Here is a 299-nt window from a genome sequence, read left to right on the forward strand (position 1 = left end):
TTGCCGTCGTAGGTGTAGAGGTCGATGAGGCCCTGCGGATAGTCCGCGGCGTCGATGCCACCGTCATCGAGAGGAGCGAGCTGCCCGTTCGACGCGTAGAGCTGGAAGTTCGGGCCGTTCATCCAGAAGACGTCGGCCGCCGAACCGCCGGATGCCGCCGTCTGCAGCTTCGTGAAGTACTCCTTGTACGGCGTGACCTGGATGTCGATCGTGACGTTCGGGTTCTCCTTCGTGAAGGCAGCGGCGATGTCTTCCATCGCCGGTTTCTGGTTCTCGTCCCAGATGGCATAGCTGAGGGT

At 61.9% G+C, this 299-nt stretch carries 1 protein-coding gene; it reads right to left on the reverse strand.

The features are described 5' to 3' along the window. Positions 1 to 257: extracellular solute-binding protein (locus L687_RS0121265; protein WP_235045220.1), on the reverse strand; the 257-nt coding region annotated here is incomplete at its 3' end. Between the last annotated feature and the right edge of the window lie 42 nt (positions 258 to 299).

Source organism: Microbacterium maritypicum MF109 (genome assembly GCF_000455825.1).
Classification (GTDB): domain Bacteria; phylum Actinomycetota; class Actinomycetes; order Actinomycetales; family Microbacteriaceae; genus Microbacterium; species Microbacterium maritypicum_A.